Origin of the sequence: Agromyces binzhouensis (assembly GCF_004135055.1) — a bacterium.
GTDB lineage: Bacteria > Actinomycetota > Actinomycetes > Actinomycetales > Microbacteriaceae > Agromyces > Agromyces binzhouensis.
This window is the reverse complement of record NZ_SDPL01000112.1, coordinates 1-8,232: the sequence shown is the minus strand read 5'-3', so window position 1 is coordinate 8,232 and position 8,232 is coordinate 1. Positions and strand designations below refer to the sequence as shown.

Annotated in this window: 9 protein-coding genes; 8 read left to right on the top strand and 1 reads right to left on the bottom strand. The window is 72.3% G+C overall.

The window, feature by feature from the left end; translation table 11 throughout:
- The 6 genes from ESO86_RS07580 to ESO86_RS07555 all read left to right on the top strand — a co-directional run.
- On the top strand, window positions 1–1,371 hold a 1,371-nt coding region (locus ESO86_RS07580), incomplete at its 5' end, for a DUF2252 domain-containing protein (protein ID WP_165307475.1).
- 129 nt (window positions 1,372–1,500) lie between these two features.
- Window positions 1,501–3,102 carry a sodium-dependent transporter gene (locus tag ESO86_RS07575; protein ID WP_129234354.1) on the top strand — a complete coding sequence of 534 codons (1,602 nt, stop codon included), beginning with the start codon at window positions 1,501–1,503 and terminating at the stop codon, window positions 3,100–3,102.
- Window positions 3,099–3,266 carry a methionine/alanine import family NSS transporter small subunit gene (locus ESO86_RS07570; protein WP_129234353.1) on the top strand — a complete coding sequence of 56 codons (168 nt, stop codon included), beginning with the start codon at window positions 3,099–3,101 and terminating at the stop codon, window positions 3,264–3,266. Before ESO86_RS07575 ends, ESO86_RS07570 begins: the two co-directional genes overlap by 4 nt.
- Before the next feature lie 91 nt (window positions 3,267–3,357).
- Window positions 3,358–4,224, top strand: coding sequence for a phosphatase PAP2 family protein (locus tag ESO86_RS07565; RefSeq protein WP_129234352.1), 867 nt, complete (start codon window positions 3,358–3,360; stop codon window positions 4,222–4,224).
- Complete coding sequence (locus ESO86_RS07560) at window positions 4,211–4,978, top strand: phosphatase PAP2 family protein (protein ID WP_129234351.1); 768 nt, start codon at window positions 4,211–4,213, stop codon at window positions 4,976–4,978. Before ESO86_RS07565 ends, ESO86_RS07560 begins: the two co-directional genes overlap by 14 nt.
- A gap of 41 nt (window positions 4,979–5,019) precedes the next feature.
- Window positions 5,020–6,855, top strand: a complete 1,836-nt coding sequence (locus tag ESO86_RS07555; RefSeq protein ID WP_242492260.1) for a SulP family inorganic anion transporter — start codon at window positions 5,020–5,022, stop codon at window positions 6,853–6,855.
- A gap of 3 nt (window positions 6,856–6,858) precedes the next feature.
- Here the strand turns inward: ESO86_RS07555 and ESO86_RS07550 are convergent, their stop codons facing one another.
- Window positions 6,859–7,641 (bottom strand): SDR family oxidoreductase, encoded by a 783-nt coding sequence (locus tag ESO86_RS07550; RefSeq protein WP_129234350.1) that lies wholly within the window; start codon window positions 7,639–7,641, stop codon window positions 6,859–6,861.
- 160 nt (window positions 7,642–7,801) lie between these two features.
- Here ESO86_RS07550 and ESO86_RS07545 point away from each other — a divergent pair, with 160 nt between their 5' ends.
- Both ESO86_RS07545 and ESO86_RS07540 read left to right on the top strand, forming a co-directional pair.
- A complete protein-coding gene (locus tag ESO86_RS07545) occupies window positions 7,802–7,987 on the top strand; it encodes a hypothetical protein (protein ID WP_129234349.1) in 186 nt (61 codons plus the stop codon).
- On the top strand, window positions 7,984–8,232 hold a 249-nt coding region (locus tag ESO86_RS07540; protein WP_422836482.1), incomplete at its 3' end, for a hypothetical protein. The genes ESO86_RS07545 and ESO86_RS07540, both read left to right, overlap by 4 nt.

Sequence of the window (8,232 nt, the reverse complement as noted above, 5' to 3'; positions counted from 1 at the left end):
GGACGCGCGGCCCGCTCGGGCGCCCCTCGCGGCTCGCACGCGGGCTGGTCGCCGCCCGCGGACCGGCCCGATCCGGTGTCGCTGCTCGAGGAGCAGGCGACGACGCGCGTCCCCGAGCTCGTGCCGATCCGCTACGCGCGGATGCTCGTGTCGCCGTTCACCTTCTACCGCGGGGCGGCGCTCATCATGGCGTCCGACCTCGCGAGCACCCCGGTCTCGGGGATCGTCGCGCAGATCTGCGGCGACGCCCACCTGTCGAACTTCGGGTTGTTCTCGTCGCCCGAGCGCGACCAGGTGTTCGACGTGAACGACTTCGACGAGACGTTGCCCGGCCCGTGGGAATGGGACGTCAAGCGCCTCGCGGCGAGCTTCGAGATCGCGGCACGCTACCGCGGGTTCGACGACCGCGACCGGCGGCGGATCGTCCTGACCTGCGTGGCGGCGTACCGGGAGCAGATGCGGCGGGCGGCCGAGGCACGCGTGCTGGACGCGTGGTACGACCACCTCGACGCCGCGGCGCTCCGCGAGTGGTTCGAGCGTGAGCGAGCGGCGAGCCGGATCGGCCGGAAGCAGCTGGAGCGGAGCGAGGCGACGCTCGCGAAGGCGCGTCGACGAGACAGCGTCCGCGCCTTCAGCAGGCTCGTCCGGAGCGAGGGCGGCGTGATGCGCATCGCCGCCGATCCGCCGCTCATCGTGCCGATCGAGGAGCTGGTCGCCGACGACATGACGCGCGCCGACGAGGAGCGCATCATGCGGAGCCTGCTGCAGGACTACCGGACGACGCTGCCGCTCGAGCGTCATCCCATCGCCGAGTTCGACTACGTGCACATGGCACGCAAGGTCGTCGGCGTCGGCAGCGTCGGCACGCGGGCGTGGGTCATCCTGATGCGCGGGCGCGACGACCGCGACCCGCTCATGCTGCAGGCGAAGGAGGCGCAGCCGTCGGTGCTCGAGCGCTTCCTGCCGCCGAGCCCGTACGAGAACCACGGCGAGCGGGTGGTGCTGGGCCAGCGCATGATGCAGGCCGCGAGCGACGTCTTCCTGGGGTGGCAGCGCGTCACGGGCATCGACGGGGTCCGACGGGACTTCTACCTGCGGCAGCTCGCCGACGGCAAGGGCGCTGCGGACGTCGAGCTCATGACGCCGAAGGCGGGCCTCCTGTACGCGCAGATGTGCGGCGCGACCCTCGCCCGGGCCCACGCCCGTGCGGGCGACCGCGTCGCGATCGCGGCCTACCTCGGCGGGTCCGACCGCTTCGACGTCGCGATCGCGGCGTTCGCCGCCGACTACGCCGACCAGAACGAGCGGGACTACGAGGCGTTCGCGCGCGCCGTCGCGTCCGGCCGGTTGGTGGCCGCCGACCCGGAGTGAGCTCCGCCGACGCGGGAGTGAACTCGGTCGACGCGGTGCTGCGGCATCCGGCCCCGCCTTGGTAGCGTGCAAGGGTTCGGCCGCGCGCGAGGATGCGGCGGCCAGCGGCGACGGCCAGGGGAGGCGCGAATGTCGGCAACCGCAGGCGAGCACGGGGTGGCGCAGCCACGCGAGATGTGGACGGGCCAGGTCGGCTTCATCCTCTCGGCGATCGGGTCGGCGGTCGGACTCGGCAACATCTGGCGCTTCCCGGGGGTGGCGTACGAGAACGGCGGCGGTGCGTTCCTGATCCCCTACCTCGTGGCGCTCGTGACCGCGGGCATCCCGATCCTGTTCCTCGACTACGCGCTCGGGCACCGCTTCCGCGGCGCGGCGCCGACGGCGTTCCGCCGGCTCGGCGGCGGGCGCCTGAAGTGGCTCGAGAGCCTCGGCTGGTTCCAGGTGATGATCTGCTTCGTGATCGCGCTGTACTACACGGTCGTGATCGCGTGGGCGGCGAGCTACTTCGTGTTCTCGTTCGACCTGCGCTGGGGCGACGACACGGCCGGGTTCCTGGTCGGCGACTACCTGCAGGTCGGCGACCCGGGCTTCTCGTTCACCTTCGTGCCCGCGGTGCTCATCCCGCTCGTGATCATCTGGGTCGCCGCGATCGTGGTCCTGGCCTTCGGCGTCGCGCGCGGCGTGCAGCGCATCAACGTGATCTTCCTGCCGCTGCTCGTCGTGGCCTTCGCCGCGCTCGTGGTCCGCTCGCTGTTCCTCGACGGCGCCGCCGACGGGCTCAACGCCCTGTTCACGCCCGACTTCTCGGCGCTGGCCGACCCCAACGTCTGGATCGCCGCGTACAGCCAGATCTTCTTCTCGCTGTCGATCGCGTTCGGCATCATGATCACCTACGCGTCGTACCGTCGGCGCCGCTCGAACCTGACGACCCCCGGCCTCGTGGTCGCGTTCGCGAACTCGTCGTTCGAGATCCTCGCCGGCATCGGGGTGTTCGCGACGCTCGGGTTCTTCGCGTTCGAGCAGGGCGTCGACATCGCCGAACTCGAAGGCCTCACGGGCGTCGGGCTCTCGTTCATCACCTTCCCCGCGATCGTCTCGCAGATGCCGGGCGGCCCGATCTTCGGCGTCCTCTTCTTCGGCTCCCTCGCGATGGCCGGGTTCACGTCGCTGCTGTCCGTGCTCCAGGTCGTGTCGGCGGGGTTCCAGGAGAAGTTCGGACTCACCCCCCGCCAGGCGGCCACGCGCGTGGGCATCGTGTCGATGGTCCTCTCGGTGCTGCTCTTCTCGACGACGACGGGACTCATCGCGCTCGACACGGTCGACAACTGGGCGAACAACATCGGCATCGTCCTGTCGGCGGTGCTCGCCGGGATCTTCGCATTCTGGGTGCTGCGCAAGGGACCCGAGCTCCGCTACCACCTGAACGCGGTCTCGACCTTCCGGGTCGGCGGGGTGTGGACCGTGCTGGCGGGCGTCCTCGCCCCGATCATCCTCGGCTACATGCTGATCCAGCGCATCGCCTCGCTCATCGTGGAGGGCTACGCCGGGTACCCGGACTGGTACCTCGCCGTCATGGGCTGGGGCACGGTCGCGTTCTTCGTCGTGGCGGCCCTCGTGCTGACCGGCATCCGGTGGCGGCGCAGCCCGGACGCGTTCCGGCCGTGGCCCCCGTTGCCCGACCGGATGCTGCAGGCTGATGCCACCGCGCCGAAGGAGGGGGGCCGCTCATGACCGGGACCGCGATCTTCTTCCTCGTCCTCGCGATCGTGCTCGTGTGGGGAGGATTCACGGTGAGCGTGCTGGCGCTGAGCCGGAGGCCCGACCGGCACGACTTCCCGCCGGGCGGGGTGGACGACCACCGCGAGGACGTCGGGCCGGTCGAGCGGGACACGTAGTCGGCGGGGGCGCAACCCCCTGAGCCGTCGCGGCGGCTCACGGCATACTGTGGGAACCTCCGCCGGTGCGGAGGGCGAGAGGAGATGCGCCGTGACCGAAGCCGGGCCGGGGACGCAGGGCGGCGACGCGCAGGAGGGCGTCTCGACGAGCGCCGAGCCGAAGGACGACCGATCGCGGGGCGACGATCGCGGCCGGTGGCGACGGTTCCACGAACGCTTCATCGTCGAGGAGCGGTACCTGTCGGCCAGGGCCCGCCGCAACCTCTACATCGTGGCCGGCGCGCTCGTCGTCGCGGGGCTCGTGGGCTTCTTCGTGGTGCTCGACTCGATCCTCGAATCCGACGACCTCTCCTACATCGACGCGCCGATCGAGGCGTGGTTCGACTCGGGACGCGCCGCGTGGCTGACGACGTTCATGATCGTGCTCGCCGTCGCGTTCGGCCCCATCGCGATGCCCATCATCATCCTCGTGACGACGGTGGCGTGGGGCGTGTTCGCGAAGCACGCGTGGCGGCCGCTGCTCCTCGCGGGCGGGATGATCCTGGGCGTCATCGTCGTGCAGCTGCTCGCACCGCTCATCGCACGCGATCGGCCGCCGGCCGACGAGATGCTCTTCGGCTACGACCCCACCTCCTCGTTCCCCTCCGGGCACGTCATGGGCGTCGCCGACTTCCTCTTCATCGGCACGTACCTCGTGTTCTCGCGGCACCGTCGGCCCGTCGTCACGACGCTGGCGTTCGTCGCGGCGGCGGCGGTGGTGCTCCTCACGGCGGCGTGCCGCATCTACCTCGGGTACCACTGGGCGACCGACGCGCTCGGCTCGATCTTCCTCTCGCTCGTGGTCCTCGGCCTCGTGATCGGCGTCGACACCTGGCGCACCGTCCGCGTGGGCACGGCCGAGCAGATCGCCGAGTCCGACCGGCGCCCGGAGGCGTGGGGGCGCGATGAGCGGCGCTGACGGCGCCGGCTCGGGCCCCGATGCGTCGACCGCGGGCGCGACCGAGCAGGGGACACCGAACGCGGGTCATCGCGCCCATGCTCCGGCGCCGCTCCGGGTCAGCCGCCGCCCGTGGCTGGCGGCGGGGATCATCGCCCTGGTCGCCGTCGCCCTCGTCGGCACGGTGATCGTCTACTCCGAGCGCCGGCCCTTCGGCTTCGAGGTCGACCTGATGACCTCGCTCTCCGCGGCCCGCACGCCGGCCGTCACCTCCGGCGCCCTCGTCCTCGACCTGCTCGGCGGCGGCGTGCTCTCGAACGTCGTCTTCCCGATCCTCATCGTGGTCGGCCTGCTCGTCTGGCGTCGGCCGTGGGCGGCGCTCTACTTCGGCGTCGCGGCGCTCGCGAGCGCCGGCGTGACGCGACTCGTGAAGGTGCTGGTCGGCCGGGTCCGACCCGAGGACATCCTCGTCCACCCCGACTTCGGCTCCTTCCCATCGGGGCACAGCTCGGCGGCTGCGCTCATCGCGACCGCCCTCGGCCTGATCTTCATGCGCACGTGGGTGTGGGTCGCGGGCATCGCCTGGACCGTGCTCATGATGCTGAGCCGCATGTACCTCGGCGCGCACTGGTTGAGCGACACGATCGGCGGTGCGCTCGTCGGGGTCGGCGCTGCGCTCATCGTGTGGGCGCCCTTCGCCTACCGCCTGTACCGCGAGAACCGGATGCCCCATAGACCGCTCTGGAAGCCGGCCGGAACCGCGGCGAAGTCCTGACGCGGGGCCGCGTCATCCGCGAGGATCGGAACGGGGGCCGAATGGGAGCGAACGACGAGCGGGGGCGGCGACGGATGCCGCGGTGGGTGCCGCCCGGCGTCGAGGTCGCGCGCAACTACCGCCGCGACTGGCTCGTTCCCGACCTGCGCGCGGGGATCGTCGTCACCGCGCTCCTCATCCCCGCCGGCATGGGATATGCGCGCGTCGCCGGGCTGCCGCCCGAGACGGGCCTCTACGCGACGATCGTGCCGCTGCTCGCCTACGCCCTCTTCGGGCCGAGCCGCATCCTCGTCCTCGGGCCGGACTCGGCGCTCGCCCCGATCATCGCCGCGGCCATCCTGCCGCTCGCGGTCGGCGACGACGAACGGGCGGTCGCGCTCGCCGGGTTGCTCGCGATCATGGTCGGCGCGATCCTGCTCCTCGGCGGGGTGCTGCGCCTCGGCTTCGTGACCGACCTGCTCTCCAAGCCCATCCGCGTCGGGTACCTGAACGCGATCGCCCTGCTCGTGCTCATCTCGCAGGTCCCGCCGCTGCTCGGCTTCTCGGTCGACGGGGACTCGCCCGTCGCCGAGGTCGTCGCGATCTGGTCGGCCCTCGTCGGCGGCGAGGCGGAGCCGATCGCGGTGGCGTTCGGGCTCGGCTCGCTCGTGGTGATCGTCGGCCTGACGCTGCTCCGATCGCCCGTGCCGGGCGTGCTCGTCGCCGTCGTCGCGGCGACCCTCCTCACCTGGATCCTCGGTCTCGACGAGCGGCTGCCCGTGGTGGGTGCGCTGCCCGCCGGCCTGCCCGCGCCCGCGCTCGGCGGGCTCGAATGGGCGGATGTCCCGGGCCTCGCGCTCCCCGCCGCGGGCATCGCCCTCGTCGCCTTCACCGACACGGCGGTGTTCTCCCGCTCGCTCGCCGCGCGTCGCGGCGAGACGGTGAGCGGGAGCGCCGAGATGGCGGCGATCGGCTCGGCCAACGTGGCCTCGGGGCTGTTCGGCGGCTTCCCGATCTCCGCGTCGTCGTCGCGGACGCCCGTCGCCGAGCAGGCGGGGTCGAAGTCGCAGCTCACGGGCGTCGTCGGCGCGGTGCTCCTCGTCCTGTTCATCGTGCTCGCGCCGGGCGTGACCGAGTTCCTGCCGTCGGCGACGCTCGCGGCGGTCGTCGTCACGGCGGCGGCGCGGCTCATCGACGTGCGCGGATTCGTCCGGCTCGTCGGCATGGACCGGGTGGATGCCGCGCTCTCGGCGGCCGCGTTCGTCGGGGTCTTCGTCTTCGGCGTCATCGAGGGCATCGCCGTGACGATCGGGCTGTCGCTGTTGGCGTTCGTGTACCACTCCTGGCGACCGTACCGGGCCGAGCTCGGCAGGGTCACCGGACTCCGCGGCTACCACGACCTGTCGCGCAATCCCGAGGGCGAGCGGATCCCGGGGGTCGTGATCGTGCGGTTCGACGCACCGCTGTTCTTCGCCAACGGCGGCCTCTTCGACGACTTCGTGCGCTCGCGCGTCGTGGCGGCCGGCCCGGAGATCCGCACCGTGATCCTCGCGGCGGAGCCCATCACCGACATCGACACGACCGCCGTCGACGAGTTCGTCGAACTCGACGACTGGCTCGCGAGCCGTGGCATCCACCTCGTCATCGCTGAGATGAAGGACCCGGTCGTCGACGTGCTGCGACGGTACGGGCTCGCCGACCGCTTCACGCCGGACCGGTTCGCGCCGACGGTCGGTGCCGCGGTCGACGAGGTCACCGGCACGCTGCGCGGCGACCTCGAGGGCACGAAGTGGGACGGGAACGGGCCGGAACGTCCCGACGGGCCGGAGCGTCCCGGTGGGCCCGAGCGTCCCGGTGGGCCCGAGCGTCCCGACGGGTCGGAGCAGCCCGACCGGTGACCCTCACCAGGTCGAGTCGCCGCGGATCACCGCGTCGGACCCGCCGTCGATGAAGACGACCTGGCCGCACAGGTGCGCGTTCTCCTCGCCGGTGAGCCACGCGAGCAGGTACGCCACGTCGCGCGGCTGGAAGATGCCGTTCAGCGGCATGGGCACCATCTCGAGGATCGCCGCCCGCGCCTCCTCCGTGTTCGTGTAGGCCTCGGTCATGGGCGTGACGACGACGCCCGGCGCGATCGCGTTGAGCGGGATGCCGGCACCCGCCCAGTCCGGTCCGGCCGCGTTGCGCCGGATCCACCGTGCGAGTGCGCGCTTGCTCGTGCCGTAGATCAGGTTCGCCTCCTCGGGCGTGCCCGCCTCGAGCTCCGCGGCGCGCGCGAGCGCAGTCGGCTCGTCGCCCGCCAGGAACGCGTCGAGCAGCGCGTCGTCCGGCGGGAACAGGGAGGCCATCGAGGCGGTCGCGACCGCGCGGGGCGCGTCCGACCCGGCGAGCAGGGGACGAAGCCGCTCGAGCGTCGCGAGGGTGCCGAAGTAGTTGACGGCGGCGGCCTTCGCGATCGGGGTGGCCAGTCCGGCGTTGGCGATGATCGCGTCGATGCGCCCGTCGGAGGCGTCGGCGACGCCCGAGACGAGGTCGGCCCGGCCCTGCTCGGTCGTCAGGTCGACGTTCACGTCGGCGTCCCGCAGGTCGACCCCGATGACGCGGTGACCGCGTTCGGCCAGGAGGTCGGCGGTCGCGCGACCGATGCCGCTCGCGGATCCGGTGACGACGTACGTGCGTGGCATGGCTGCTCCAGCTTCGTTGCGGATGGCGCGCCGTCATCCGGCGCGCGGGTCCGAGATCAGGCCCCGCTTCGAGCCTTCCCGACGGCCGTCGGTCCGCGCGGGTCGTTCGGCCCGTGGGACGGCGGGGTCGCCGCCTAGCCTCGGAAGCGGGAGGTGCGGGATGAGCAACGGGTCGAACGCGGGTCTCGCCGGTGGCGGCGCGATCTACGGTCTCGGGATCTTCGGGGCATGGGTGTACTTCTGGCAGCAGGCCGACGCGTTCTGGGAGTACGTCTGGGCGATCTTCCAGGGCCTCTTCTGGCCGGCCTTCATGGTCTACGAGCTGTTCTCGGCCCTCGGCGAGTGAACGAGCCCACCCCCGGACCCAGCCGACGCAGCGTGCTGGCGATCGGCGCCGCCGCCGTCGGCGCCATCGCGGTCGGGGCGAGCGGTCTCGCGTGGTGGACCGCCTCGCAGGTCACCGGGCCGGACCCGGCCGCACCAGGCGGGACCGACGGAACGGATGCGTCCGGCTCCCCGGGCGACGGCTCCGCGGGGGAGACGTTCCGCGAGCCCGAGGTGCGCTCGAGCGCCCGCGGGCGACTCGACCTC